Raw genomic sequence first — 24,689 nt, 5'->3', positions numbered from 1 at the left:
ATAATCATTTTCAATTAGTTTTAAGGTTTTTTTACAGGAAAGAAACGTCCCCTGTTTTGCATGACTTCGCCGTAATTTGTTTCATTCGTTAACGCTTGCTCTTCTAAGGGAATTCTGACGGCTAATATACACAAATTGAAAACAGAAAAAATAGCTAACGTCCAGTATGTCTGAAACATAAGCGGAACTAACACCAATTCTGCCGCTACTACTGTATAGTTAGGGTGCTTCATAAAACGATAAGGACCTCTTAGCACAACCTTCGCATTAGGCAAAACGATAATTTTTGTATTCCAATACTTTCCTAACGAAGAAATAGCCCATATTCTTGCAAGTTGCACAAGCACAAAAAAGCTAAACAACAAAAAAGAAAAGTGATACATTCCATCGTTTAACACATACACTTCCGTAAAAAGAGCAGCAAAAAAAGCGGCATGCATGCTTACCATCCATTTGTAGTGACTTTGACCAGCTTCGTATGCTCCCTGCTTCTTCATCCAAGCTTCATTTCTTTTGGCAATAACCAATTCACATAGACGCTGTAAGATAATAAATACAAAAAAGCTATAAAAAAACAATCGCTTTACCTCCACTCTAATAGAAGCATTTCAGAACTAAATCCAGGGCCAAGAGCTGTTAACAAACCGTATTCTTTACTCGAAATTTCTTTCTTCATAAAGCGGTCTAGCACATACAAAACGGTTGCCGAAGACATGTTTCCATGGTTTTTAAGTACATCTAGGGAATCAGCAATCATATTTTCGTTTAACGACAGCGTTGATACATATGCTTCAAGCACTTTTTTTCCTCCAGGATGAGCAACAAAATGCCTTAAATCCCGACTGGTCAAATGCTGTGTTTGTAAAAATGACTCAACTTCTCCCCCTAACCATGAATCGATAATCGTGGGAATATCTTTTGAAAAGACAACAAATAGTCCATCATTTTTAATCTCCCACCCCATTACATCTTCTGAATTGGGCATGAGCGTCGATTGTGTATGTAAAATGTAAGGATAGCTTTTTGCAAGGGCAAAAGTGGTATCAGCTTCGTCACCTGCGACTAAAGCAGCCGCTACTCCATCTGCAAATAAAGATGTACCGATTAAGTTGCTTTTTGAACGATCATTTCGCTGAAAAGTTAAACTGCAAAGCTCAATGGATAAAACAAGGACTTTGGCACGCGGAAAGGCTTTGCAATACTCATAAGCTCTTGAAAGCCCAGACGCGCCTCCAGCACACCCTAATCCCCAAATAGGAATTCTTTTTGTATGGTCTGAGAAAGCAAGCTTATTCATAATTCGAGCTTCAATGCTCGGCGTAGCTAAACCGCTTGTTGAAACATAAAAAATAGCCTCAATTTCTCCACACGGCAAAGGGGTACTTACATAGTTCTTATTTGTTAAACAGTCTTCAATTGCTTTTGTACCTAATTCAACAGCAGATTCTATAAAAGCATCATTTTTTTCTTCAAACGTATGGTCTTCTTGAAACCAAGATAAGTCTTTGGCAAAATTACGTTTCTCAATTTGACCATTTTGAAAAACGGTAAGCAGACGATTAATATCTTTAAACGATTCGGAAAAAAGTTCTTTTGCAAATAGCAGCGTGTCTTGCTGAGTTAATTCATAGGGGGGAACTCCAAATCCAACTGAGATAATCTTTGGCATACTCTTCACCTCTTTGATTGCGTTACATTTAACATTTGTAATAGCTGGGGATTTATTCAATTCTTTTTAGTGGAATAGAGGCGAAACACAAAAAAACTTTCCTGTAACTCAGGAAAGTCTACGTTTTGAAGAAGTGTATGTTTGTTGTGCACTTTTATTATAGCGCAAATAATCTGAATGTACAGATACAATTTATGGATTGACGAAAATAAGTGCTTATTTTTTATGAAAAGAAAATGGACATATAGATTTCATCTACATATTCATTGTTGAAATAAGCTTGTTCTTTCATAACGCCTTCTTGTTCAAATCCTACCTTTTTATACAATTCGTATGCCACTTTGTTAGAAGCAAACACAGTTAAAGAAAGTTTATGAAGATTATTTTCTTTGCACCAGTTTAGCGTATAATTCATAAATTGCTTTCCTATTCCCATTCCCTGTGCTTTTGAAATAAGCCATGTACGGAAGAGCCCCGTGTGGCGCTTCATTTTAATTTCGCCTCTAAGAACACGTGCAATTCCAAGCACTTCACCTTCGACTTCAGCTACAACATACATGTGATTGTTCTTTTCTACTGATGCAATAAAATCTTGCTCTTCTTGGACTGTGCGCGGCTCATCTTTTTGAATAAATTCCCCAGCTTCAATAATTTCTCTTACCGCGGTTGTAATATGCTCTGCATCGCTTGCCTGTGCGGGACGAATAGTGACTTCACGTCCGTCTTTTGCTTTAAATTTCACTATGTTTTTCTCTGCTGTAATCATCTATATCAACTCCTATATTTTTCACTATTCAGTACTACTATTTTGGTTCTAGCTTGCGTAATTTATCAGTGGTAAAGTTCTGCTTTTCATTTCATCTAACAAGCAATCATGTGCATTTGTTGTATTACCCACGCTTTAAACAAAGCTAAACCATTTTTGAAATATTTATTCTTGCACAGACATCCTAGAAATGCAATTAATTGTGTTAAAGAACTATTATTCCAAATTTTCTTTACAAAAGTGCATAAAAAAAGGCTGGGACACAACGAAACACATGAAAGCTACGTCCATCTTAACAACAAAAAAATACGAACTAACAACCAATAATTTTGATTATTAGTTGCTAGTTCGTATTTCACTTCGACTAAAATATTTTTGTCCTACTTTTTATTAAAGTCCCATTGAGATATATTTTACTTCTAAATAATCTTCAATGCCGTAATGACTTCCTTCACGTCCAAGACCACTTTCTTTAAAGCCGCCGAATGGAGCTTGAGCTGCAGATGGAGAGCCATCATTTACTCCTACAATGCCATATTCTAATTCTTCAGATACAAACGTTGCTTCTTTAATGTTTTCTGTAAATACGTAAGCGGCTAAACCATAAGGGCTATTGTTTGCTCGTTCTACCGCTTCTTCTACTGTTTTGAATGTTGCTACAGGTGCCAATGGTCCAAACGTTTCTTCAAACATGCAATTCATGTCATCAGTTACATTTGTAATAATTGTCGGCTCCATAAAGAAACCGTTTTTAGTTGTTATAGCTTGTCCGCCAACTACAACTTTAGCTCCTTTACTTTTTGCATCCGCAATTTGTGCTTTTACTTTCTCAACCGCTTTGTTGTTGATTAACGGTCCAACTTGTGTACCTTCTTCTAATCCATTTCCTACTGTTAATTCCGCCGCTTTTGCTGCAAATTTTTCAACGAAAACATCTGCAATGGATTCTTGTACATATACGCGGTTTGTGCAGATGCACGTTTGACCTGCGTTGACAAACTTAGAAGCAATTACGCCGTTTACAGCTGCGTCTAAATCTGCATTCTCTGTTACGATAAACGGTGCGTGACCACCTAATTCCAGCGATAATTTTTTCACAGTATCAGCAGCACCGCGCATTAGATGTTTACCAACCGCTGTTGAACCAGTAAATGTTAATTTTCGGATGCGTCCGTCTTTTTGCCATGTGTCGCCAATAGCTGCTGCATCTCCAGTAACAACATTAATCACACCTTTGGGAACGCCCGCTTCTTCTGCGAGCTCTACTAAACGAAATGCTGTAAATGGTGTTTCTTCCGATGGTTTTAAAACAATTGTACATCCTGCTGCAAGAGCTGGGGCCACTTTACGCGTAATCATGGCTGCAGGGAAGTTCCATGGCGTAATAGCTGCTACAACGCCAACAGGCTGTTTTTTAACCGTAATGCGTTTATGCGTATGATGAGCTGGAATCGTTTCACCGTATACACGCTTTCCTTCTTCAGCAAACCAAGCAATATAATCATTGCCATACTGCACTTCACCTTTTGCTTCTGCAAATGGTTTGCCTTGTTCCGTTGTCATAATTTCTGCTAGTTCATCTTTATGATTTTCAATTAGTTGATGCCATCTCATTAAAATAGAACTGCGCTCTTGAGCGGTTCTTTTCGACCATGTTTTAAAAGCTGCAGCCGCTGCATCAGCGGCAAGTGCTGCTTCCTTTGCGCCTGCCTTTGGAATTTGTCCTATAACTTCTTTTGTTGCTGGATTAATCACATCAATTTTCTCTTCTGTTGTTGTCCATTCACCGTTAATATATAGTTTGTTTGGATACATCATTCATCCTCCTAGTTGTGTGAATTTCTTTGTGCTGTGTTAACTACACTATATACACTAGCATCCTCATTGATTTATGAGAACTTCCCTTCTATACTATGGGTATAACAAAAGGTTATAGGTGATAAATATGAAAACAGAATGGCTTGAGTCTTTTATTGAAACAGCCAAAACAAAAAGCTTAAGCAAAGCAAGCGAACAGCTGCATATGACGCAGCCCGCGCTCAGTAAGCAAATGAGAAAACTAGAAGAAGATTTAGGAGTAACATTATTTATTCGCTCCGCTACAGGAGTAGAATTAACCTCAGCAGGTGAAATTCTTTTACAAGAAGGTGAATCCATACTATCAAGCGTTCATGCTCTTCAAAAAAAATTAGTGTCTACGCAAGAAGCTTGTGATTTAACTATCGGAACGTGGCAGAGTATGGCTGCTTTTTACTTACCTTATCAACTGGCTTCTGCTAAAGACCACAATCGCCATATTGATATAAAAACCTCGCATCACTATTATGATTTGTTAGAGCATTTAGAAAGCAATCAAATTGACGGGGCTTTATTTGATGATCGAGAGGTTCAACATACTTACTGGTCAAAACTATTATTCAAAGAAGACTTTTATTTATTTGTGAATGATCAGCACCCGTTAGCAGAAAAAGAAAACGTATCATTTGAAGATTTCAAAGAAGAACCCATTGTAGTTCTCCCCCCAGGGTGCGATGTTCGGACACTAGTAGAAAAAGCGTACAATCGTCATAACTTAAAAATTCCCATTGCCAATGAAATTGAATTTGCTCAAAGCATTATGGGATTTATTTCAGCTAATTTAGGTATTTCAATTCTCCCTGAAATTTTTATGCGCCATTTACAAAGCTCAAACATTAAAGCGTTACCCATTACAGACTTCAAATTCAAAAGAGAAATTTCATTAGTGGCGAAAAACCCTGACGTGGGAAAAATGCTTTATACACTTTTTTTCAAAACACGCTCTTAAGAGGAAAGATGAACAAATTAGCCCTATGTTCCCCATGACAATGAAAAGATCCGAACGATTAATCGTTCGGATCTTTTCAACTAAAATACTTTTGTCCTAGCCTCTTTTTATTTCGATACTACTTCATTTGTTAACTTTGTTTCTGCAACTTGCGTACGTGGTGATTTCATCATATTAAAGACAATATTTAAAAAGATTGCTGTAAAACTCCCCATTACAATACCGCTTCCAGTAAGAACTTGAAGACTCTCTGGTAAGTTTTTGAAGAGTTCAGGTACAACCGTCACCCCTAGACCCATGCCAACCGAACATGCAATCACAAGAAGGTTTTCTTGTTTTGCTAAATCAACTTGACTAAGGATTTTAATACCTGAAGAGATTACCATTCCAAACATAGCTACCATTGCTCCTCCAAGTACAGAGCTCGGGATAACTGTCGTCACGGCTGCGATTTTAGGTAGGAAACCCAAAACGATTAAAATCCCACTCGCTGCAAATACAACATTTCTTGTGCGAACACCTGACAACTGTAAAAGTCCTACATTTTGAGAATACGCTGTATAAGGAAATGCGTTAAAAAATCCGCCTAATAAAATGGCCAATCCTTCTGCACGATAGCCTTTAGATAAATCTTTTTCATCCACTTCTTTTTTACAAATATCACTAACGGCAAAATAAACGCCTGTTGACTCGACAATGCCAACAAGTAAAACAAGGAACATTGTCAGAATGGCCATAATATTAAAAGTTGGCATCCCAAAGTACAGCACATGTGGCATATGAACCCACGCTTCTTCTTTTACGCCGGAAAAATCGACTTTTCCCATAAAAGACGCTGCAATTGTTCCAACAACTAATCCTAATAACACAGAGACGGAGCGCATAAATCCTTTTGTAAATCGATACAGAACAATAATTAATAGCAAAACGCCAAAACCTAAACCTAAATTGCTCAAGCTGCCAAAATCTTTACTTCCTTCTCCTCCGGCTAAATCTTTAATCGCTACAGGAATTAACGTAATTCCAATGATCGTTACAACGGAACCCGTAACTAAAGGAGGGAAAAACTTAACCAATTTACCTAAAAAAGCAGAAAGAAGGACAATGAGTAAACCAGCGACGATAATAGAACCATATATGGAGGAAACGCCGTAAGAACCTCCAATTGAAATCATAGGTCCTACGGCAGTAAACGTACACCCTAATACAACTGGAAGACCAATTCCAAAAAAACGATTTTTCCATACTTGGAGTAGCGTTGCCACACCGCACATAAATAAGTCAATCGCCACTAAATACGTAAGCTGCTGCTGTGTCAAGCCAATGGCTCCTCCAACAATAAGCGGAACAACAATTGCCCCTCCGTACATAGCTAAAACATGCTGCAAACCAAGTGAAAAGACTTTTCCTTTATTCATCTTAAACCTCCACTGTTGGTTTATCTTCAACAAATGTAACTTTACCATTTGATAAAGACTGAATGCGCGCTAATGATTCTACTTTAACGCCTGATTTACGAATTTGTTTTCCTCCATCTTGAAACGCTTTTTCAATAACAATACCAATGCCGCCTACTTTAGCACCTGCTTTTTGTACGATATCCATCAAGCCGAATGCAGCTTGGCCGTTCGCTAAAAAGTCATCAATAATTAAAATCACGTCATCTTCTTGAATAAATTTATCAGCAACTGAAATTTCATTTTCTTCTTTTTTTGTAAATGAATATACTTTTGATGTAATGAGTCCGTCTTGAAGTGTTAAAGACTTTCTTTTTCTAGCAAACACCATCTCAACGTTTAGCCTCAATGCGGTCATAATCGCTGGAGCAATGCCTGATGATTCAATCGTTAAAATCTTCGTAATTCCTGCATTTTCAAAACGCAAAGCAAATTCTTCTCCAATTTCTTTCATCAATACAGGATCCATTTGGTGGTTTAAAAATGTGTCTACTTTTAAAACCGTGTCCGATAATACGATACCATCTGTTAAAATTTTGTTTTGCAAAGCTTTCATAGTTCGTTCCTCCAACGTTTGTATTAAAAAAGCTCAAAAACATAGCTGCACTCGTATATGAGTAGAGCAATGTCTTTGAGCTTTTACGCACAAAAGTGAAAAACAAACTTCATCGCTCACCCATAGTCAAACTATTTACGGTAGTTTGGTAGATACTTACGAGCCATATTCTCGTCATTATATGAGTGCGTTATTGAGTTAATTGTATTATATCAGCAAATCTTTTATTTGAAAATATCTAAAAATGATATTTTCGAACATTTACTTGTGATACAAAACATAATATTCGTTTATAGCGCCTTTTATACGTGATAAATTTCTCCATATTTCTTTTCTAGATACTGAATTAAATAATCTACATTTAAGCCTTCTCCCGTTACATCGTTTAAAATTTCAAGAGGCTTTTTCATTTTTCCGTACTGATGAATATGTTCTGTTAGCCAATTTGTGATCGGCGAAATTTCTCCTTTTTCGAGGAGTTCATCATAATTAGGCAGATCTTTTAACATGGTATGCTTAAACTGCGCTGCGTACATATAGCCAAGAGCGTAGGAAGGGAAGTACCCAAAGCTTCCTCCGGCCCAGTGTACGTCCTGAAGCACGCCTTCTCCGTCGTGACTTGGACGAACTCCTAAATATTCTTCGTATTTCTCATTCCAAATTTCCGGTAAATCCTCAACTTTATACTCCCCGTTTATCAATCCTTTTTCAATTTCGTAACGAATCATAATATGAAGAGGGTACGTTAACTCATCTGCTTCAATACGAATAAGCGACGGTTTTGCCTCATTTACTCCTCGGTAAAAATCTTCTAAACCTACATCGTCAAATTGCCCCGGCGCATGCTGTTTTAGTACGTCGTAATTATGCTGCCAAAATGCCTTATTTTTACCGACAAACTGCTCAAAAAACAGCGACTGTGATTCGTGAATTCCCATTGAAGTACCTTCACATAGAACTGTACCGACAAGATCCTTTGAAATATTCTGCTCATATAAAGCATGGCCGCATTCGTGAATTGTTCCAAAAATAGCCGTTCGAAAATCGTTTTCGGCATATTTAGTCGTGATGCGCACATCTCCCGGGTTTAAGCCAGTAGCAAAAGGATGAACTGTTTCATCAAGGCGCCCCGCTTCAAAATCATAGCCAAGTGTTTTTAACACGTCTAGACTAAATTGCTTTTGCGCTTCTTTTGGGAAAGTACGGAATAAAAATTCCGTATTTGGCTTTGTATTTGACCCGGCGATTCGCTGAACAAGAGGCACAATATGCTCCCGTAGCTTTCCAAACACCTCGTCTAAAATTTCAACCGTCATCCCCGGTTCAAAAAGATCCAGTAAACGGTTATATTTGTTCCCTTCATACCCCCAATAATCCACAAACTTCTGATTGAACGCTACAATTTTTTCGAGGTACGGTTGAAATAAAGCAAAATCTGCTTTTTCTTTTGCGTCTTCCCAAACCGACTCAGCTTTTGAAGTTAATGTAACGTATTCTTTATATTCATGTGGAGGAATTTTTTTATTTAAGTCATATTCTTTTTTACATTCTTCCACTGCTTTTTTCGTAATATCGTTTATGTAAGGCTGCGACTCAGAGTTCGTTAATTTCTCAATAAAACCTGCCATTTCATCAGAAACAGAAAGATTGAACGCTTCTGATGACATCATGCCAATCACTTCAGAACGCTGATCCGCCCCTTTTTTTGGAGCACCCGTCCTCAAATCCCAGTACATCACTCCGATTGCCTCGTGATAACTTTTAATTTTATTCATGTATTCATAAAACTGTTTCTCAATTTTCTGTATGTCTTCTCTCATTGTTTTTCCTCCTTACTTTCCTTATTTCACCATAAATTATTTTATCATAATAGTAACGGCGTGTATATAACTGAATATTCAATCTATTAATACATATAAAAAAGCGCGGCTACAACCGCGCTTTTTTATACGTTTTCTATTTTCGTTGGGACATTTTGTTCAATGATTGAACGCACTTTTGAATCTGTGCTTTTTGGCATAAAGATCGTAATTAGACCCTTATCGTTATGAGAGCGAATCAGTCTTCCAACTCCTTGCTTTAAGCGAAGAAGCATATACGGCATATCTGCATCCCAAAATGGATCAACTACTTGATTGCGCTTTGCTTCAAAGACCGGATCATTTGGCGGATACGGCAGAGACCAAATAATTACATTAGATAGCGAAGGTCCAGGAATATCCAACCCTTCCCACAAATGAACAGCGCATAAAATCGTTTCTTCTTCTCTTTGGAACTGAGATACTAATTTACTGATCTCTTGATCGCCTTCAAATAAAAACGTGTACTGATCTAACTCTTTGGAAACTTCTTTGAACATCTCTAATTCTTCTTTGCTGTTAAACAATAAAAGTGCTCGTCCGTTCGTTTTTTCGAGCTGAGTGACAGCAAAGGCAAATTTTTCAGCAAACGCTTCTTCTTGATCATCTGAAACATTTTTTACCGCAATGTTCATTTGCTCATCATAATCAAATGGCGATTCAACGGAAAAAGAAAGCGGCTTTGCAATTCCTAAGCTATATGCTAAATAATCGAACGATTGGTTATCTGAAAGAGTGGCAGAAGTGAAAATATACGGTATTTTCTTCGCAAATACTCGTTCTTTTAAGACGTCTTTTACTGCTTGCGGCATAATAACCAACGTCAGCTGCCAGTTGTTTTCTTCCACCCAGTAGATGGCATTTTCGTTGTCCATAAATAAGCGTAGCGAATAATCAATTTGATCTAGGTACTCATCTACAATTCGCAGCGTATATTCGTCTACTGTATAAGTCTCACTCTCAAACACAAGCTCGTTTCCGATATGCTCAAGCAGCGATAAAAGTTCTTTTCCTACACTTTGTAATCCGTTTGTGCGGGCTACTTCTTTACGGCTAGAACCAACGATTTCTGTGCTTGCTTCACTTAAACGGTCGAAAAACATTGCATACACATCGATAGCGTGCTCGATCTTCACAGCAAATTCTTCTCGCACGTCATTTTCTAACAGACGCGTTAACAAGTTTTCTAACGTATCTTCTTGAATGCGATACGTTAAAGCCTTTTGTGCAGCAAATTCCAGCAGATGGCCTTCATCAAATACAACACAGCTGCTTTCAGGAAGAAGCGGAAGCTGTCCTTCACGCTTGCGGGCTTCATATGTCCAAATGTGCTCCATGTAAAAATCGTGAGAGCAAATAATTAAGTCATGCGCTTTTCTATAGTGCTCACGTGAAAGCGTTAAGCCGCATCTATGACGCTGCTCACAGGAAGAGCAGTCTTGAAACGTATCCCAGTTAATTTGATTCCATTCCTCATCCGTTAAATGAGGATATTCTTTACGGTCTCCGTAGTGATAGAACGACTGCATACCGCTATGATCATGAACAAAATCAGGAAGCGTATCGTAAATTTCTTCAATGTTTTCATTATCTGTTCGTGCTGTCACAGCATCTAATTTCTTTAAACACAGATACTGATCTTGAGATTTTGCTAGGCGAACATCCATGTTAATATCTAAAATACCAGAGAGCTTGGCAATGTCTCCTTCGGCTTTTACTAACTGTTCAATTAATGTTTCATCCGCACAGGCAATAATAGCCGGCTTGCCAATATACCTTGCATAACAAATAGCGTACAGTAAATACACAATGGTTTTCCCTGTTCCTACACCTGCTTCTGCAAAGATTACATTTTTTTCTTTAAAAGCTCGTTCGATTTGAAAAGCCATAAAAATTTGTTCATCCCGAAGTTCTAACCCCGCCTCTGGAAGATGATCATAAAAAACATCACCTATCCATTCATTTAATTTGTCAAAAAAGTTTTCATCCCGCTCAATTGTAAAAGGCAACCGCTCTCTCATCATCGATACTGACTCCTTTATTTATGTAAATATCTATCAATAAAAATTAGCTTCACTTCTTTTTATCTAGTAAATTTCTCACGTAAGCAAAACTTAATTATTGACTACTTTATCTAAAATGTCAATAAAAAGAGCTGAACATAAAAAAGTTCTGCCTGTAAGGACAGAACCTTTTTATATAAAAGCTGGGTGTATAGAACGCAAACGGAATAAGTGCTATTAAAAAATTAATTACAGCGGAATTTGGAATCCGTGGACTGAGACAATAAAAAGGCCGCTTCATACTCGGCTTTTGCTTGTTCCAACTGAGTAAGCGTCTCTCCGCTAACTTCTATTCCCTGCTGCATTAAATGATAGCTGTTTTCCAACGCTTGACGAATCATAGTGAACTGCGTGTTTCTATCCATTTATAAACATCCTCTCTCTGTAGTGCTTACTATAAAAGTGAATACTATCATTCTATACACCAGCTGTTTATTTTATTCTCAAAACCAGCATCTCTGGCTTAATAAATGGATTCTTTCATTTAAAAAAATAATCGAACTTATTAAAATATTTTAATTCTCACTTGACATATAGGAATAATATATTTTAAAATTACTTACAGATTCAATTACTCAAAACTACATACTACAGGCTTACCGGTCAACCGATAGCCTCTAATTGCCAGATACACGTACAATCCGTCTGTGCAATTAGAGGCTTTTATTTTTTAAAAGCCTGCTGAAAGGAGAAAAAATGGCAGAACTGCAGTTACAGCATGTGTATAAAAAATACGGAAAAGATAGTCTTGCAGTTGATAATTTCAATCTTCATATTCAAGACAAAGAATTTATTGTATTTGTAGGACCTTCAGGGTGCGGTAAATCCACTACCCTTCGAATGATCGCCGGCCTCGAATCGATAACAGAAGGAGATTTGCTTATTAATGGAGATCGTGCAAACGATTTACCTTCTAAGGACCGGGATATTGCAATGGTGTTTCAAAACTACGCGCTTTACCCTCATTTAACTGTTTACGACAACATGGCATTTGGCTTACAGCTCCGCAAAGTCCCTAAACAAGAAATTGATGAGCGCGTTCGTGAAGCGGCTCGTATCTTGGACTTAGAACCCTATTTAAAACGCAAGCCAAAAGCATTATCAGGAGGTCAGCGTCAGCGGGTGGCTTTAGGAAGAGCCATTGTACGGAATGCCCAAATTTTTTTAATGGATGAGCCTTTGTCTAATCTTGATGCGAAGCTTCGCGTACAAATGCGTGCTGAAATCAGTAAGCTTCATCAGAGGCTGCAGACGACCATTATTTATGTAACGCACGATCAAACAGAAGCCATGACGATGGCAAGCAGAATCGTAGTTATGAAAGACGGAAAAATTCAGCAAATAGGTTCACCTATGCAAGTGTATAATGCTCCAGAGAATACGTTTGTAGCCAGTTTTATAGGCTCACCGGGAATGAACTTTTTCACAGGAAAAGTAGTGAACAGCAAACTGCACATCAGTGAACATGAGTTTCAACTGACAGAAAATCAAATGCATTCGTTACATGAAAAAGGCTACAATAATCAATTCATTACTGTAGGAATTCGACCCGAGCATATTACGCGCGCTTCTTCTTATGCTCCTCATATTTCATTACCGGTAGATGTGTCTGAGTTATTAGGAGCAGAGTACATACTATACAGCAGTTTAGGAGAGCAGCTCTTTGTGGCTAAAATCCCTGGGGATGAACATATTCAAGTTCATCAGCACTTTCCGTTTCATTTTCAAATGAATCATGCTCATTTCTTTGACCAAGCATCTACCAACCGTATCAAAATTGACCAATAACTATCTAAAGAGAATTCTATAAATGGGGGAACTAAAATGAAAAAATTATTAATTTTGTTAGCAATGCTCACCGTAATCATCGCGGGCTGCGGTAAAAACAGTTCAACAAGCGGCGACAGCAGCGATTCTTCTAAAAAAGTAACCATTAACTTTACGCATTGGCGAGGAGAAGATACGAAGTCCTTTGATTCTATCATTGAGCAATTTGAAAAGAAAAACCCAAATATTCATGTAGAGATGACCGTCTTTCCTTCTGATTCATATCAATCACAAATTCAAGGATCTCTACTATCTGGAGAAGGCATCGATGTATTCGCTAGTTTTCCAGGAAGTCAATTTGAAACGATTCGCAAAGCAAACGGTTTTGCAAAGCTGGACGACCAAAACTTACTGAGCAAATTTGACGAAAAGCTAATCCAAGCGGGTAAAGCGGATAGTACGCAATATGCTCTTCCTTATCAGCTGGTCTATAACATCCCTGTCTATAACAAAGGCATTTTTAAAAAACTAAACTTAGATGTTCCTAAAGACTGGAATAGCTTTTTAAAAACAGCTGAAACATTAAAGAAAAATGGGTACACGCCGATTTTATTTTCAGGAGACGTAAGTCCTTCTCAATTTATTAACCCAATGATTATGAATAACGAACCTACAAACAACGCCCTTCACGAAGTAGAAACGGGCAAGCGCAAGCTAACTGATGAATGGTTTGTCAAAACACTATCTCAAATTAAAGAATTAAATGACAAAGGATACTTCCAAAAAGATGCTCTTGGTACGAAAAAAGAAAGTGCTGCAGCACTTTTTGCTCAGGAAAAAGGCGCAATGCTTGCTCAAGGTTCTTATATGATGGCTACAGTCAAACAGCAAAATCCAAAGATTGATCAAGGTTTGCTTGCACCGATTACAGTGGATCAAGATAAAGCAAAATACGAAGGGGTTCATACCACAACATTCTTATTAGGTGTTGCTGAAAAATCAAAACACAAAGAAGCTGCTAAGAAATTTTTAACTTTCCTTGCAGATCCAAAGGTTTCTTCTGAGTACGCAAATGCTACTGGCCAGTTATTAACGGTCAAAGACGTGAAATATGATTCACCTGAACTCAAAGAAAGCGCAAAGTGGAAAGACAAAAAAACGGTCTTCCAACCTCGATTCACCATTTTAAATGAGCGCGTATCAAAAGCTGTTGAAACATCTGTACAGGACGTACTATCCGGTATGTCAGCGAAAAAAGCTGCTGAAAAAGCACAAGGAGAGGTAGAACGTGTCGCTAAAAACTAATACGTCTATTCAAGAAGAAGAAAAGAGAACCCCTTCGTTCTCTTTTCCTCTCTTTTCATTTAAAAATATCTCTAAAAGCAAACATCTATGGTTATTTTTACTTCCTGGTTTTGTCATATATACTGTTTTCTTTGCATTGCCAACGCTTTCTGCGTTATTTTTAAGCACAACTGATTGGAATGGATTGTCTTCTGAATTCTCATTTGTAGGGTTTCAAAACTTCAAAGAAATTTTAACAAACGATGCTATTTTTACACAGTCTCTTACAAACAACTTAAAGTTCACAATTGGCGTGCTGATCTTTCAAACGTTATTGAGCTTAGGCTTTGCACTCTTACTTTATAAAAATTCTGCATGGAATACATTTTATCGCTCACTCTTTTTTGTACCGACGATTATTTCGTCCGTGTCGATTGCGTTCACGTGGAACTTTATGTATGACCCCAACATTGGAGGAGTTAACCTATTTTTAAGTAAAATAGGCCTTGAGCATTGGACCCAGTCTTGGATTGGAAATGGACATATTGCCATTTACAGCTTGGCTTTTGTACAATTTTGGGCACATACTGGTCAAATGCTTATTATTTTTGTAGCTGGAATTCAAGCTATTCCCAGTGAGTTATATGAGGCTGCTAGTATTGATGGAGCAACAAGATGGCAAAAATTCAAGCGCATTACGTGGCCTCTTTTAGCTCCAGCTACGACAATGGTTGTGGCGTATACGACCATACAAAGTTTTAAAGCATTTGATTTAATCATTGCAATGACAAATGGAGGTCCCTCCAACTCAACTGAAATTCTTTCGACACTTCTTTATCACGAAGCTTTTATTAATTTTCGTTTCGGCTATGCCTCTGCCATTTCCGTTGTATTTATGATTGTAATTGCTCTTTTAACGTTTCTTCAATTTCGCGTACTTCGCTTGACCAAAATGTAAAAGGAGATTCTTTTATGAAACAAAATCCATTCAGACAACTGATTTTAGGGATATACGGTTTAATCATTCTGTTGCCCTTAAGCTTGGTTCTATTAACAACCTTTAAAACAACGCCTGAACTTTACAGCAACCCAATCGGATTACCAGCAGGCTGGAATATTGAAAATTATAAACAGCTGCTCGTCAATGAACCCATCTTTGGCTATATTAAAAACAGCGTGATTGTTACCGTCTTTAGCACGTTTTTTATTCTATGGTTTTCAAGCATGATTGCTTACGCCATTATTCAGCTACCTCAAAAGCTTGGATGGATTGTATACGGCTTTTTTGTTTGCGGAATGATCGTCCCTACTCAAGTCAATATGATTCCTGTCTTTTTACTGATGAATAAGCTTGGGCTCGTCAATACGCTAACAGGCGTCATTATCGTCTCCATAAGTTTTTTGCTTCCCATCGGTGTGTTTATTATCACGGGGTTTATGAAAACTTTGCCAAGGGAACTATTCGAAGCTGCTCGCATGGACGGAGCGTCAGAGTGGAAAATATATTCAAAAATCGCTCTTCGACTCTCAATACCATCAATGGCTACAGTAGGAATTTTTTCGTTTGTGATTGTGTGGAATGATCTGTTATTCCCTTTGCTATTATTAAAATCTAAAGAAGTAAAAACGCTGCCTATTGCACTATTGGACTTTCAAGGGGAATTTCTGACTAATTACCCTATGCTGTTTTCAGCAGTCGTTCTTTCTTCTATTCCATTATTGATTGCGTACGTGTTTTTGCAAAAACATTTCATTTCAGGAATGACATCTGGAGCATTAAAATAGCAGGCAAGAAAATCACGATTCCCTGCCTGCGCCTTTATTCTATAGGATTATTTTTTAAAGCACGCTGAGGTTTCGGTTTCTCTACTACCATATGTTGGTAAATGTACATTAAAGCAGCTTTCAACAGAAAGATACCTAGCAAATGGTACTCTTTAAATGTGCCTACCCTAAAAAGCTTTGCACGGCTCATAGCTCGTTGAAAAGGATAAACAAAAAATGTATCTACGATTGCATTCAATAACATATACCTTCCAAAATGGCCATATGTGAACTTTTTAATCCATAAAGAACCTGCTAAAAATGGACCTAAAAGTAAAGCAGCTTCACCTGTTAGATATGGATGAGGAGGATTAGGGAATATCCACCACTTCTTTTTTTCAGCAATATAGCTTTCAACCATAATCAAAAAGGAAATAAACATAGTAGATGATAAATAACGCTTAATATGCTGTCGTCCTATAAAAGGGATGGTTAACCATGAAAGAAGCATCATCCCGCCAAAAATCCGTGCTGATCGATTTTTTCTCATTTTATCACCTCTTAGGTTTTAGTATGAGATTTCCCTTTCGTAAATATGTTAGAAATAAGCTAATCATTTCTCGTTTTAAGCCTGCTATTGAAAAGAAATGAATACATATATTGCCCTGCTACTCGCCCATACTATAAAAAAACATAATGGGGTGAGTACATGCATGATTATTATGACGGACTATATAAATACCTGCTTAATGCCACGTTTTGGTTTATTTTATTAATTGTCGTGCTCGGGATAGGCATGTTTGGAATGCTAGCTTATCGCGGTTTAAAAAAGAAATAACGTAAAAAAGCCAAGCGGTTTTTACACCGCTTGGCTTTTTATTATTGGTCGTTGCGTGGAGGACGAGGTCCCCAGTACTGATAGTAATCTGTTTTAATAAATCCGTTAAATAATTTGCGTTTTTTCGTCGCTTTTTTACCGTAGTACTGCTCAAACTGTTCATGAGATGTAAGCATATAAATCGACCACGTATCAAGCTTAGAGAACGCTTCGCCCATTTCAGCGTACATTTTTTCAACAGAAGGACGATCGCTTAAACGTTCGCCGTACGGAGGATTACCAATAATGATTCCATATTCTTTCGGCGTCGTAAAATCGCGCACTTGCATTTGCTTAAATTGAATTAAATCTCCAAGTCCAGCTTCAAATGCATTTTGCTCCGCTACTTTTACCATACGATGGTCAATATCATGACCAGCAATATCTAGCACTTGGTCGTAGTTCGCTAAGTCTTCTGCTTCTTCGCGCGCTTTGTCCCAAATATTTGCTGACATCCATGGCCATTCTTCTGATAAGAAGTCACGATTAAATCCTGGTGCAATATTTTGACCTATAAGCGCTGCTTCGATAGCAATTGTACCAGAACCGCAAAAAACATCGACAAACGGACGATTCGCATTCCACGGCGTTAGCATAATTAGAGCCGCTGCCAGCGTTTCTTTTAAAGGAGCTTCCCCTTGCCCAACGCGGTAACCGCGCTTATGAAGTCCCGCACCGCTTGCGTCAATTGTTAATGTAGCAACATCTTTTAATAGCGCTACTTCAATTTTAAACGTTGAGCCCGTTTCTTCGAGCCAGCCTGCTGTTTTGTTATAATGTTTTTTCATGCTGTCAACAATAGCTTTTTTCACGATGCTTTGACAATCTGATACACTGAACAATTTAGATTTAACCGATTTTCCCGACACAGGAAACTGTGCATCGACCGGTAAATAATCACCCCAGTTTAATGCTTTTGTTTGTTCAAAAAGCTCATCAAACGTACGAGCTTTGAACTGTCCAACCTGCACTTTAATTCGATCTGCTGTACGAAGCCATAAATTGCAGCGAGCAATTGCGAGCTCGTCTCCTTCAAAGATAACCTTGCCATTGTCTACTTCACATTCATATCCTAAAGCACGCACTTCTTTAGCGACCAGTGCTTCAATTCCCATTGCTGCTGTTGCAATAATTTTATATTTCGCCATTTTTCAACCTCATTTTGTTTCTAATTATCTACACTAAGTGTAAAAGTACCATATACATGCGCCGTAGTCAAAGCTTTCTCCGTCTTTTTATTAAAATGCAAAAACTGCTGGCTCTTGATAGAGCCAGCAGTTTCTTCACCTATGTCGCATATAAATGTGTTTTTAAAAGATTTTCATTTTACAATTGCGCAATCGGTTGCTCAACTTGTTTATGAAAGTAAGTATACACGTGTTTCATATGGATGCAGCGTACATTTTTCAAGCGTTTCGTTTGTATCCAACGGATAATTATGAATCAGCACTTCTCTGTTTGCAAATGAGCTCTGTGAAGGAAACTCGAACGTTTGATTATTCGGTGACATATTACAAATAACAACAGCGGTTTCACCTTCTAATGTTCGCGTATACGCGTAAATAGCAGAATCTTCTTCTGCGAGCAGCTTATAAGTTCCATACACCAGCACATCATGCTGTTTTCTAATTTTAATGAGCTGTTTGTAAAAATTCAGTACCGAATCCTTATCACTTTTCTGCTCTTCTACGTTAATATCTACGTAATTTGGATTTACCTTCATCCAAGGGGTACCAGTAGAAAATCCTGCATTTCTTTCTGTGTTCCACTGCATTGGCGTTCTTGAATTATCGCGGCCTGTTTCCCAAATAACTTTCATAATCTCGTCATGTGAATCGCCTTTTTCACGCTGAATACGGTAGTAGTTAATCATACCAACATCATCATAATCGTCAATAGAATCGAACTTAACATTGGTCATTCCAAGTTCTTGTCCTTGATAAATAAACGGTGTTCCTTTCATTAAAAAGTATAGTGCAGCTAAGCACTTTGCACTTTCCACTCGGTAAGCTGTGCTGCCGAATTTATTTACAGAACGAATTTGGTCATGATTTTCTAAATATAAAGCGTTCCAGCCGTTGATTTTTTCTAAACCATTTTGCCAATTAGTTAAAATCGTTTTTAACTCGATTAAATCAAGCGGTTTTTCTTCACCTTTATCCCACAGTCCCATATGCTCGAACTGAAAAATCATATTGAAGTTTCCGCCATCTTCAGCTACCCACTCATCTGCGCTGTCCGATGTTACACCATTTGCCTCTCCAACCGTCATAATATCGTATTTGGCAAACGTATTTTCTTTTAGCTCTTTTAAATGTTCTTGAATTCCCGGTCGATTCATATGCCCCTCAAACGATGGCACATAATCTAGCTTTTCAGGGTTCGGTAGATCTGGGAAGCCGGCCACTTTTTTAATATGCGAAATAGCATCTACACGAAAGCCGTCAATTCCTTTATCTAACCACCAGTTAACCATTTCATAAAGTTCATGACGTACTTTTTCGTTTTCCCAGTTTAAATCAGGCTGTTTTTTAGAAAATACGTGCATGTAATATTCTTTTGTCTTTTCATCAAACTCCCAAGCTGATCCGCTAAAAATAGATTCCCAGTTGTTTGGCTCTTTTCCATCTTTACCTTCGTGCCAAATATAATAATCACGATATGGATTCTCTTTAGAAGACCTAGATTCTAAAAACCAAGGGTGTTCATCTGAAGTATGATTAATAACTAAATCCATAATCAGCTTCATTCCGCGATGGTGAACTTCATCTAGCAGCTCATCAAAGTCTTCCATTGTTCCGAAATCTTTCATAATATCTTTATAATCACTGATATCGTAGCCATTATCATCGTTAGGAGACTGATAAATCGGGCAAATCCAAATGACATCAATTCCAAGATCAGATAAATAGTCTAATTTTGAAATAACCCCTTGAATGTCACCAATTCCATCGCCATTTGAATCCATGAAGCTTCGCGGGTAGATTTGATACGCAACAGCTTCTTTCCACCATTTCTTTTCCATGTGCTCAACCCCTCAAAATAGTGCTTTTACGTAAGCGTTCGCATTTACGCATATCGCTATTTTATAATGAATACATGCAAAAAAATAGGTTTTTCACAAAAAAAATCGTTATTCTCTTTTGAATAACGATTCTCACTGCGCTAATTTGTGTTTAAAGGCATAGATGACAGCTTGAGTCCGGTCCTGTACATCCAGCTTACTTAATAAATTGCTCACATGTGTTTTTACCGTCTTTAGCGCAATAAATAATTCATCTGCAATCTCTTGATTTGTTTTTCCCTGTGTCATTAAAAGCAAAATTTCCATTTCACGAGCTGTCAGTTCTTCATGAGGTAAAGACGGTTTTCTCATTTTAGACATCATTTTACCGGTTACTTCAGGCTCTAATACAGATTGCCCCTCATATGTACGGCGAATAGCAGCTGCAATTTCTCCTGCTTTAGACGTTTTTAATAAGTAGCTTGTTGCCCCTGCCTCTAGAGCGGGATATACTTTTTCGTCATCTAGAAAGCTAGTGACGATAATCACTTTCGCTTCTGGCCACTGCTTAATAAGTTGTTTTGTTGCTTCAATCCCGTCCATTTCTTCCATAACTAAATCCATTAAAATAATATCCGGGCGCAGCTGAAGCCCTAATTCAACGGCCTGTTGGCCATTTGCTGCTTCAGCTATCACATGAATGTCTGGCTGAGCCGACAAATACGCTCCTACGCCAATACGAACCATTTCATGGTCATCCACTAACAGTACATTAATCATTTTGCTTCTCCTCTCTTTCTACTAACGGTACTTTTACTTCTAGCTTTGTTCCTTTGTCGGGCAAACTAATAATTTTTAATATGCCTCCAATTTCAACTGCGCGTTCATACATATTTTGCAGGCCGTACGATCCGACTTTTTCCTTTTCTACATCAAAACCAACTCCGTTATCAACAATACGTAAAATAATGGAAAAGTCACGTTTAATCAGCAGCACATCTAAAGCTGTTGCATTTGCATGACGCAGCGTATTTGATACGGATTCTTGCAAAATTCTAAACAAGTGGTCTTCAATGCCTTTATCAAGTTCAAACCCCTCTATTTTCCAATTTAATTCAAGCGGTACTTTTTGAGCAAGCTCATTCATCAATTCTTTCATTCCAGCCTGTAGCGATTTTCCTTTTAATGCTGCAGGACGAAGATGAAGAAGCAAAGCCCTCATTTCAAGCTGTGATTGATTAATCATTTTTTCAACCATCTTTAATTGCTTAGCTTCAGAGTCTTGTAGCGTAAGATTGGATTCCGTAATAGCGGACATAAGCATCGAAGCAGCAAATAGCTGCTGACTAACGGAGTCATGCAGTTCTCTAGCAAGCCGATTTCGTTCCTGAGAAACAATTTTTTGCACTTGTTTTTGCTGATTTTCTACTTTTTCCGTTGCCATCTTTTGAGATTGCTGTGCTTGAAGAATCATTTTATGATCTACTTTGTTTAAACGGCTTATAATTCGAGACGTTTCTTGAATAAGCGATTCATTTGCCGACATATGCCGTTGGCCATTTTCTATTTCATATAATCGATTTTCAACATATGTCCACTGCTGTCTCCACATAAACCCCATAATTCCTCCAATCACGCTTCCAATCGTAAGGCTTAAACTGAAGGAAAACAGCACAAAAGGCATGCCAAATACGCTTGTTTTCCATAAGTCGCTAAGTTGAAAAACAGGATATGCAAAAAACACGGTAAGGAGCACGGATACAAATACAAAAAAACTTAAGAAAATCCCCCATAATAACTGCCGTTGAAGAATACTCATATCCTTTGCACCTCTAAATCTCCAATCACAACAGTTGTAACAATCTTCACCCTATGAGCAGATTGGTCAAATTCCTCTGTTTTGATAGACAAATTTTCATTGAACGAAAAGCCGCGCTGATGACCAAAAACCGTTACGTTTCCTGCTAGTTTAGAATGATTCACAGATACTTCCGTTTCGTAAGGAATGAGCACTTTAATATTTCCAAACACTTGTCGAATAAAGATAACCGCATCGCCTTTTGGCAGAACAGTATTGCTTAAATCAATCACAATGTCTCCCCATACGCTTTGAATATTAATATCATCCCATTCGTATACGGAATCTTCGGTTCTTTGACTACCAAGAAGTTTATTCGTCAAAACCGGCCGGACCTGCACCAAACTTTGGTTTGGATGCTGTGTAAATTCGTCAGTTGGTCTGAATTCAACCGGATGCTTTCTTGATTGAATAAATCTAAGTAAAAAATACAGAAAAAGAGCAATAACTAAAAACTTAAAGGCAACCGTATTAAATATATTCAACACAAGTCCAATAACGCCAATCCAAAATAAAATGCGCCCTAGTTTTCTTCTCATTTTTTTTCGCCCAATATACATGAACGCACCGGCAATTAATACAGAAAAGATCAAGCCGCTGTGAAAAAACATAATTTCAATAAACAGGACAAATAAACTGCAGATAAAAATGAACATAAGAGATTCTGTTTTGTTTACGCTTTGCACAGCTCTCTCTCCTTTCTCCTCGTAGATGACATAGCGTTCTTTGGATGCTGCAGGTAGCTATTCTCTCACCTTAAAAAGACGCAGAAACCTACGCCTTTTTTAGAATACCATGTTTTATGCAGAAACACTGATTTTTTACGATGATTTTACTCTTTTTTCTAATTCAGCAATCTTGCTGTCTACCGTTTGTCTATAGTAATTTGTATTAATTTGATTTTCAAGCTGGTCAATATATGTTTCCATTTCGTCAAACTGGCTGTAGGACGTATAAGATGCTTCTGTTTTCATTACTGAATTCATACGATGGTGCGCACGAGCAATATTTTCGCGCCCCATTAGTTCCATACGGCGAATATGCATATCTTTTACCTTATGCTTCATTTCTTCATACTTTTGTTCAAGCTCTTCTAACTGCTTGGATGCATCTTCATAAGATTCTTTTACACGCTTTGCTCTCTCTTCGTAGTGAGCATGCTCTTTTAAAATAAATTCATGTAATTCCGCTTCTTCAGCCGCTTGTGCCACTTGTGCTTGCTCATGACGTTTTTTCATCATGTCAAGGGCCAGATGGTATTCGCGATTAAACTGTTCTTTTAACGTGTGCTGTCGCTCAACAAGCTGCCTTACCTTTTCGGTCTCCTGCTCGCATTGACGCAAATAGTGATTTAACGCAGCAATTGGATTTTTTTGTTCTTTGTGATCTAGTAATTGATGAAGGTCTGCAGAAATCGTTTCTTTCATTCGAGTAAATAAGTTTCTCATTTTGTTCATCTCCTTAGATAATAAAGTGAAATTTTATTATTTTTGATTTAAGTCAGCCCACTGACGTTCAAAGTGCTTAAACGGATCTTCTTTTTCCGTTTTTATAGGGCTGCTGCTGTTCCACTTTTTATATACAATGTAAAGTACTACTGCTGCGATGATACCAGCAAGGGCCGGAAGGTTTGAAACGGTTGTTAAGAGTACGACAACACCAATAAACCCCCAGAGCCATTTTTTAAAGGGGGTCTCTGCTTTAACAAACCCTTTAAATGCTACGTACAAAATAACCAAGCCAAGTGCAAGTCCTACCATAGGACCAGCATTTGCAAGAAGAACGATAGCAGCTACCGCTCCAATCAAAAACAAACCAACTTTTTTCATTTTGTTTCCTCCTTTCGCTTATCTATATACTTAGTTTAAGGATTATGACGTTTTTTCAAAACGAGCTAGAGCTTTATTTTCTCCTAAGACCTGAGGCTGACAACAAGCTCAGTCTGATTGTACAAAAAAAATGACAGCTTATGATAAGCTGTCATTTTGACATAAAAAAAGCTCTTCCGTTATACGAAGAGCTGGGTTGGATTAAAATATAGTGTATAACAACAAGTGTCGATTGCTTTTCAATAACGTTCTGTAAGCCATGTTTTGTACCATTGTACTGCAAGCGGCTAGCTACCTCGTACTCCGGTGGCAATTATCTATCTACAAAATGTAACCATTTTGTCCTTCCTTCCGTTCAGTTCCTTCCAGAAAGTTCCCCTACCATTATTTGGGTTTCTCGCTCGAGGGGTTTACCTCGTTCCACTCTTACCATTTCTGATAAGACTTCGTCACTGTGGCACTTTCAGAGTAGTCAAACCATATCTTAAAAAGACTTAGGCTTTTTCCCCGCCGTTAGCTTTTAACAGCTACCCTAGCTTATGACTTCGCTAGGCACGAACACTACAGACATCGCAGTCTGTGCGAGCATGGACTTTCCTCTACATCCTCATATGTGATGCAGCAATTACCCGAACGTTATTGATAACGACTTTCCTTAGTATAATAAAAATAGGAGTTGAATGCAACTCCTATTTTTAGGTTATTCGTATAATTTACTTCCAAACACATGTTTTTCTAAGTTCGACAAACGTTTTAAAATATCAAAGTTTGTCGTACCCGCTTGCTGCTGCTGTTGAGCCGGAGGCGGGGTAAACGAAGGTTGTTGCGGCTTTTTAGATAACTCTTCTACTTGCTTTTTTAAGCGTAAATTTTCAGTTTGTAATGCTTCAATTTCTTCATGAAATGCTTCATAATCTTTAATCACAGAATCTAGATACTTATCTACTTCTTCTTGATTATAGCCTCTCATGCCTGTTTTAAATTCTTTTTCTAAAATTTCTTTGGCCGTTAAACGGATTTTATCAGCTAACATCTCTATCACCTCGAATACGATAAACCTTATCTTTATTATAATTCATTTTTTCAAAAATAGCTTCAAATGTCAATTTATCTTTTAAAATGTTTCGCCA

The 24,689-nt window shown here is 37.8% G+C and carries 24 protein-coding genes, 1 other RNA gene and 1 riboswitch; of the genes, 6 read left to right on the top strand and 19 right to left on the bottom strand.

Features of this window, described 5'->3' with window-relative positions; translation table 11 throughout:
• Positions 1-20: 20 nt before the first annotated feature.
• The 4 genes from U9R83_RS07335 to U9R83_RS07320 form a co-directional block, all read right to left on the bottom strand.
• Positions 21-578 (bottom strand): isoprenylcysteine carboxyl methyltransferase family protein, encoded by a 558-nt coding sequence (locus U9R83_RS07335; RefSeq protein ID WP_226555803.1) that lies wholly within the window; start codon positions 576-578, stop codon positions 21-23.
• A gap of 5 nt (positions 579-583) precedes the next feature.
• Positions 584-1,669, bottom strand: coding sequence for a type III polyketide synthase (locus tag U9R83_RS07330; protein ID WP_014460919.1), 1,086 nt, complete (start codon positions 1,667-1,669; stop codon positions 584-586).
• A gap of 223 nt (positions 1,670-1,892) precedes the next feature.
• Positions 1,893-2,435 carry a GNAT family N-acetyltransferase gene (locus tag U9R83_RS07325; protein WP_013056162.1) on the bottom strand — a complete coding sequence of 181 codons (543 nt, stop codon included), beginning with the start codon at positions 2,433-2,435 and terminating at the stop codon, positions 1,893-1,895.
• A gap of 390 nt (positions 2,436-2,825) precedes the next feature.
• Positions 2,826-4,250, bottom strand: coding sequence for an NAD-dependent succinate-semialdehyde dehydrogenase (locus U9R83_RS07320; protein ID WP_140451004.1), 1,425 nt, complete (start codon positions 4,248-4,250; stop codon positions 2,826-2,828).
• A gap of 130 nt (positions 4,251-4,380) precedes the next feature.
• On the opposite strand from U9R83_RS07320, the gene U9R83_RS07315 reads away from it, so the two are divergent.
• Positions 4,381-5,241 carry a LysR family transcriptional regulator gene (locus U9R83_RS07315; protein WP_115653391.1) on the top strand — a complete coding sequence of 287 codons (861 nt, stop codon included), beginning with the start codon at positions 4,381-4,383 and terminating at the stop codon, positions 5,239-5,241.
• A 107-nt stretch (positions 5,242-5,348) separates the two neighbouring features.
• Here U9R83_RS07315 and U9R83_RS07310 read toward each other — a convergent pair whose 3' ends face one another.
• The 5 genes from U9R83_RS07310 to U9R83_RS07290 all read right to left on the bottom strand — a co-directional run bounded on the left by U9R83_RS07310 (position 5,349) and on the right by U9R83_RS07290 (position 11,541).
• Positions 5,349-6,659: a nucleobase:cation symporter-2 family protein gene (locus U9R83_RS07310; RefSeq protein WP_013082372.1), complete on the bottom strand. Its 1,311-nt coding sequence runs from the start codon at positions 6,657-6,659 to the stop codon at positions 5,349-5,351.
• Between the two features lies 1 nt (position 6,660).
• On the bottom strand, positions 6,661-7,254 hold the full coding sequence (locus U9R83_RS07305) for a xanthine phosphoribosyltransferase (RefSeq protein WP_115653390.1): 594 nt from the start codon (positions 7,252-7,254) through the stop codon (positions 6,661-6,663).
• 103 nt (positions 7,255-7,357) lie between these two features.
• Positions 7,358-7,459: riboswitch (purine riboswitch) on the bottom strand.
• 97 nt (positions 7,460-7,556) lie between these two features.
• The gene (locus U9R83_RS07300) at positions 7,557-9,074 is read right to left on the bottom strand and encodes a carboxypeptidase M32 (protein ID WP_209368627.1); all 1,518 of its coding nucleotides are present in this window, start codon (positions 9,072-9,074) and stop codon (positions 7,557-7,559) included.
• Positions 9,075-9,199: 125 nt separating this feature from the next.
• Positions 9,200-11,137, bottom strand: coding sequence for an ATP-dependent DNA helicase (locus U9R83_RS07295; RefSeq protein ID WP_182421177.1), 1,938 nt, complete (start codon positions 11,135-11,137; stop codon positions 9,200-9,202).
• Between the two features lie 224 nt (positions 11,138-11,361).
• Positions 11,362-11,541 carry a hypothetical protein gene (locus U9R83_RS07290; RefSeq protein ID WP_013056154.1) on the bottom strand — a complete coding sequence of 60 codons (180 nt, stop codon included), beginning with the start codon at positions 11,539-11,541 and terminating at the stop codon, positions 11,362-11,364.
• Positions 11,542-11,872: 331 nt separating this feature from the next.
• Between U9R83_RS07290 and U9R83_RS07285 the strand changes: the two genes are divergently transcribed.
• The 4 genes from U9R83_RS07285 to U9R83_RS07270 are packed head-to-tail and all read left to right on the top strand — an operon-like array spanning position 11,873 to position 16,012.
• The gene (locus tag U9R83_RS07285) at positions 11,873-12,964 is read left to right on the top strand and encodes an ABC transporter ATP-binding protein (RefSeq protein WP_116737261.1); all 1,092 of its coding nucleotides are present in this window, start codon (positions 11,873-11,875) and stop codon (positions 12,962-12,964) included.
• A 36-nt stretch (positions 12,965-13,000) separates the two neighbouring features.
• Positions 13,001-14,248 (top strand): ABC transporter substrate-binding protein, encoded by a 1,248-nt coding sequence (locus U9R83_RS07280; RefSeq protein WP_209368625.1) that lies wholly within the window; start codon positions 13,001-13,003, stop codon positions 14,246-14,248.
• Complete coding sequence (locus tag U9R83_RS07275) at positions 14,232-15,185, top strand: carbohydrate ABC transporter permease (protein ID WP_116737263.1); 954 nt, start codon at positions 14,232-14,234, stop codon at positions 15,183-15,185. The genes U9R83_RS07280 and U9R83_RS07275 overlap by 17 nt, the downstream gene beginning before the upstream one ends.
• A gap of 14 nt (positions 15,186-15,199) precedes the next feature.
• A complete protein-coding gene (locus U9R83_RS07270) occupies positions 15,200-16,012 on the top strand; it encodes a carbohydrate ABC transporter permease (RefSeq protein ID WP_013056150.1) in 813 nt (270 codons plus the stop codon).
• A gap of 34 nt (positions 16,013-16,046) precedes the next feature.
• On the opposite strand, the gene U9R83_RS07265 is transcribed toward U9R83_RS07270, so the two are convergent.
• Complete coding sequence (locus U9R83_RS07265; RefSeq protein ID WP_014460933.1) at positions 16,047-16,541, bottom strand: hypothetical protein; 495 nt, start codon at positions 16,539-16,541, stop codon at positions 16,047-16,049.
• Positions 16,542-16,700: 159 nt separating this feature from the next.
• On the opposite strand from U9R83_RS07265, the gene U9R83_RS07260 reads away from it, so the two are divergent.
• Positions 16,701-16,829 (top strand): hypothetical protein, encoded by a 129-nt coding sequence (locus U9R83_RS07260; protein ID WP_013056148.1) that lies wholly within the window; start codon positions 16,701-16,703, stop codon positions 16,827-16,829.
• A gap of 41 nt (positions 16,830-16,870) precedes the next feature.
• Here U9R83_RS07260 and U9R83_RS07255 read toward each other — a convergent pair whose 3' ends face one another.
• From U9R83_RS07255 to gpsB, 9 genes are all read right to left on the bottom strand, one after another.
• On the bottom strand, positions 16,871-18,016 hold the full coding sequence (locus U9R83_RS07255) for a THUMP domain-containing class I SAM-dependent RNA methyltransferase (protein ID WP_209368623.1): 1,146 nt from the start codon (positions 18,014-18,016) through the stop codon (positions 16,871-16,873).
• A gap of 209 nt (positions 18,017-18,225) precedes the next feature.
• On the bottom strand, positions 18,226-19,893 hold the full coding sequence (locus tag U9R83_RS07250; protein ID WP_014460935.1) for a glycoside hydrolase family 13 protein: 1,668 nt from the start codon (positions 19,891-19,893) through the stop codon (positions 18,226-18,228).
• 132 nt (positions 19,894-20,025) lie between these two features.
• Positions 20,026-20,652, bottom strand: a complete 627-nt coding sequence (locus tag U9R83_RS07245) for a response regulator (protein WP_014460936.1) — start codon at positions 20,650-20,652, stop codon at positions 20,026-20,028.
• Positions 20,645-21,691: a sensor histidine kinase gene (locus U9R83_RS07240; protein ID WP_328575176.1), complete on the bottom strand. Its 1,047-nt coding sequence runs from the start codon at positions 21,689-21,691 to the stop codon at positions 20,645-20,647. The genes U9R83_RS07245 and U9R83_RS07240 overlap by 8 nt, the downstream gene beginning before the upstream one ends.
• Complete coding sequence (gene liaF, locus U9R83_RS07235; protein ID WP_042992232.1) at positions 21,688-22,416, bottom strand: cell wall-active antibiotics response protein LiaF; 729 nt, start codon at positions 22,414-22,416, stop codon at positions 21,688-21,690. The genes U9R83_RS07240 and liaF overlap by 4 nt, the downstream gene beginning before the upstream one ends.
• Before the next feature lie 135 nt (positions 22,417-22,551).
• Positions 22,552-23,178 carry a PspA/IM30 family protein gene (locus tag U9R83_RS07230; RefSeq protein ID WP_013056142.1) on the bottom strand — a complete coding sequence of 209 codons (627 nt, stop codon included), beginning with the start codon at positions 23,176-23,178 and terminating at the stop codon, positions 22,552-22,554.
• A gap of 36 nt (positions 23,179-23,214) precedes the next feature.
• Positions 23,215-23,559 (bottom strand): lmo0954 family membrane protein, encoded by a 345-nt coding sequence (locus tag U9R83_RS07225; protein WP_014460940.1) that lies wholly within the window; start codon positions 23,557-23,559, stop codon positions 23,215-23,217.
• Between the two features lie 248 nt (positions 23,560-23,807).
• An RNA gene (gene rnpB, locus U9R83_RS07220) (RNase P RNA component class B) lies at positions 23,808-24,196 on the bottom strand.
• A 63-nt stretch (positions 24,197-24,259) separates the two neighbouring features.
• Complete coding sequence (gene gpsB / locus U9R83_RS07215; RefSeq protein WP_013056140.1) at positions 24,260-24,592, bottom strand: cell division regulator GpsB; 333 nt, start codon at positions 24,590-24,592, stop codon at positions 24,260-24,262.
• Positions 24,593-24,689 lie beyond the last annotated feature (97 nt).

It is taken from the genome of Priestia sp. LL-8 (genome assembly GCF_036227845.1).
Classification (GTDB): domain Bacteria; phylum Bacillota; class Bacilli; order Bacillales; family Bacillaceae_H; genus Priestia; species Priestia zanthoxyli.
The sequence above is the reverse complement of the archived record's forward strand: the minus strand, read 5'-3'. Positions and strand labels throughout refer to the sequence as shown.

Coding starts and splice junctions, on each gene's coding strand:
- U9R83_RS07330 (WP_014460919.1), bottom strand. CDS start 1,669: ATGCCAAAGATTATCTCAGTTGGATTTGGAGTTCCCCCCTATGAATTA.
- U9R83_RS07315 (WP_115653391.1), top strand. CDS start 4,381: ATGAAAACAGAATGGCTTGAGTCTTTTATTGAAACAGCCAAAACAAAA.
- U9R83_RS07230 (WP_013056142.1), bottom strand. CDS start 23,178: ATGAGAAACTTATTTACTCGAATGAAAGAAACGATTTCTGCAGACCTT.
- U9R83_RS07225 (WP_014460940.1), bottom strand. CDS start 23,559: ATGAAAAAAGTTGGTTTGTTTTTGATTGGAGCGGTAGCTGCTATCGTT.
- gpsB (WP_013056140.1), bottom strand. CDS start 24,592: ATGTTAGCTGATAAAATCCGTTTAACGGCCAAAGAAATTTTAGAAAAA.
- U9R83_RS07295 (WP_182421177.1), bottom strand. CDS start 11,137: ATGATGAGAGAGCGGTTGCCTTTTACAATTGAGCGGGATGAAAACTTT.
- U9R83_RS07320 (WP_140451004.1), bottom strand. CDS start 4,250: ATGTATCCAAACAAACTATATATTAACGGTGAATGGACAACAACAGAA.
- U9R83_RS07245 (WP_014460936.1), bottom strand. CDS start 20,652: ATGATTAATGTACTGTTAGTGGATGACCATGAAATGGTTCGTATTGGC.
- U9R83_RS07285 (WP_116737261.1), top strand. CDS start 11,873: ATGGCAGAACTGCAGTTACAGCATGTGTATAAAAAATACGGAAAAGAT.
- U9R83_RS07280 (WP_209368625.1), top strand. CDS start 13,001: ATGAAAAAATTATTAATTTTGTTAGCAATGCTCACCGTAATCATCGCG.
- U9R83_RS07255 (WP_209368623.1), bottom strand. CDS start 18,016: ATGGCGAAATATAAAATTATTGCAACAGCAGCAATGGGAATTGAAGCA.
- U9R83_RS07290 (WP_013056154.1), bottom strand. CDS start 11,541: ATGGATAGAAACACGCAGTTCACTATGATTCGTCAAGCGTTGGAAAAC.
- U9R83_RS07270 (WP_013056150.1), top strand. CDS start 15,200: ATGAAACAAAATCCATTCAGACAACTGATTTTAGGGATATACGGTTTA.
- U9R83_RS07265 (WP_014460933.1), bottom strand. CDS start 16,541: ATGAGAAAAAATCGATCAGCACGGATTTTTGGCGGGATGATGCTTCTT.
- U9R83_RS07305 (WP_115653390.1), bottom strand. CDS start 7,254: ATGAAAGCTTTGCAAAACAAAATTTTAACAGATGGTATCGTATTATCG.
- U9R83_RS07300 (WP_209368627.1), bottom strand. CDS start 9,074: ATGAGAGAAGACATACAGAAAATTGAGAAACAGTTTTATGAATACATG.
- U9R83_RS07260 (WP_013056148.1), top strand. CDS start 16,701: ATGCATGATTATTATGACGGACTATATAAATACCTGCTTAATGCCACG.
- U9R83_RS07325 (WP_013056162.1), bottom strand. CDS start 2,435: ATGATTACAGCAGAGAAAAACATAGTGAAATTTAAAGCAAAAGACGGA.
- U9R83_RS07250 (WP_014460935.1), bottom strand. CDS start 19,893: ATGGAAAAGAAATGGTGGAAAGAAGCTGTTGCGTATCAAATCTACCCG.
- U9R83_RS07240 (WP_328575176.1), bottom strand. CDS start 21,691: ATGAGTATTCTTCAACGGCAGTTATTATGGGGGATTTTCTTAAGTTTT.
- U9R83_RS07310 (WP_013082372.1), bottom strand. CDS start 6,659: ATGAATAAAGGAAAAGTCTTTTCACTTGGTTTGCAGCATGTTTTAGCT.